At 34.1% G+C, this 1,536-nt stretch carries 3 protein-coding genes; all 3 read left to right on the top strand.

Annotation, left to right across the window (positions count from 1 at the left end):
* Positions 1 to 354 (top strand): site-specific DNA-methyltransferase (locus FJ218_11535; GenBank protein MBM4167533.1); only part of this gene is annotated, 354 nt, incomplete at its 5' end.
* Positions 351 to 1,265: a CfrBI family restriction endonuclease gene (locus FJ218_11530; protein MBM4167532.1), complete on the top strand. Its 915-nt coding sequence runs from the start codon at positions 351 to 353 to the stop codon at positions 1,263 to 1,265. The genes FJ218_11535 and FJ218_11530, both read left to right, overlap by 4 nt.
* An 81-nt stretch (positions 1,266 to 1,346) precedes the next feature.
* Positions 1,347 to 1,536 (top strand): hypothetical protein (locus FJ218_11525; GenBank protein MBM4167531.1); only part of this gene is annotated, 190 nt, incomplete at its 3' end.

The raw sequence follows: 1,536 nt of genomic DNA, 5'->3' as shown, positions 1-1,536 counted from the left end.
TATGATTTGAAAACGGTAAAGGAAAGTAAAATCGCTGATGGTTATGAAACAACAAATGTTTGGAAAATTGACCCGACGTTTAGTAAAGTTCACTCAGCGGTTTTTCCCGTTGAACTTTGCAAACGAGTAATACAATATTATTCTTTCAAAGGCGATGTAGTCTTTGACCCGTTTGCTGGAAGTGGAACTGTTGGAAGAACTGCAAAGAGTTTAAACAGATTTTTTTTCTTAACGGAAAAAGATAAAACGTACTTTGAGTATATGCAACAAAAAGCAAAACCAAAACAAATGTTCGATGAAAAAGAAACTCGATTTTTGAATCTGGAAGAATTTAGAAAACTAAATAACAAATGACACTTACCGAACAAGTTGCGAAGAACATAATTAGAAAACTCATAAACGGAGATGATTATAGAATCGAAGTTGTCACGTTAATCAACGCAGAGTTTTTACAGTTTGCAATTGACTTCTTCAAAAAAGTAATTGAAGCAAAGTTGAAAAGTCAAAACATTACAGTGGATTGGTATAAGCAAGAATTTCTTAATCCAAAACTTCCGGCAAAACAAATTGCAATAAATTCTGGATTGAACAAGAAAACAATTCATAATATGTTCAACTCGTCAACGAAAGAAATAATAATTGACGCATCGAACGAACATTATGATACATTATTTGAAGCGATAAAAAATTTAGTTGATAGCGAACAAGAATTAGAACTAACGCTCACGATAAAATTCAAAGGAGTAAGTGTTGATTTAAATGTTAGCGAAAGTTTGATAGTGATAAATACTTTAGCGGTAAAGCGAGCGGAATTACGTGGGGGTCTTTGGAGTACTGCGGGAAAGAGAGTTGAGAAACCATTAATGCTTACACTTTGCAAGTTGTATAATGTTCAAGAAAGTAATTACTCTGTCAAGGTAAAAGGAAAATCAAAAAAGAAAACTGACTTTGAGCGAGAAATTGATTTCTATCTTGTAAATAGTGAGAACAATTACAAATGCGAAGTGAAATTGATGGGCAAAGGAAATCCAGAAAGTGCCGATGCTGTTATTGCGAGAGATAGTAAAGTTTTTGTTGCCGATAAACTTTCCGAAACAAACAAGAAACAATTGGATAGTTTAAATGTTAGTTGGGTTGAATTGCGAAATGAAAACGGTTTTAGAAAGTTCAAGAATGTTTTACATCGCTTAGAAATCCCTCATAAAGATTTTGATGGGAATGTCGAAAATAGATTGATTAAAATTTTCACGCAAATTTTTCAATAACATTTCTTTTTACACAGAGAACGCAGAGTATGCACAGAGATTTTTTTTTCCCCGTGTTCTCTGTGTAACAAAAAAAAACAAATGAAACCCCAACTTCCCGAACAACAACCTTTCCGCGAAACAATTTTAGAATTTCTTCGCCGCTATCCCCATCAAACATTTAAGTCGAAAGAATTACAGCGGCGATTGGGAATAAAAGACGAGCGTGCGTACGGTGAACTTCGCAAAACACTCGGCGTTTTGGAAAAAGAAAAACTCGTTCTTCGCGTTA

Source organism: Ignavibacteria bacterium, from assembly GCA_016873775.1.
GTDB lineage: Bacteria > Bacteroidota > Ignavibacteria > UBA10030 > F1-140-MAGs086 > JAGXRH01.
Note: the sequence above shows the minus strand (reverse complement) of the source record. Positions and strands in the feature narration are given on the sequence as shown.

What these genes read in the sequence shown, in the direction of transcription:
- FJ218_11530 (MBM4167532.1), top strand. Translation starts at nt 351, where the DNA reads ATGACACTTACCGAACAAGTTGCGAAGAACATAATTAGAAAACTCATA.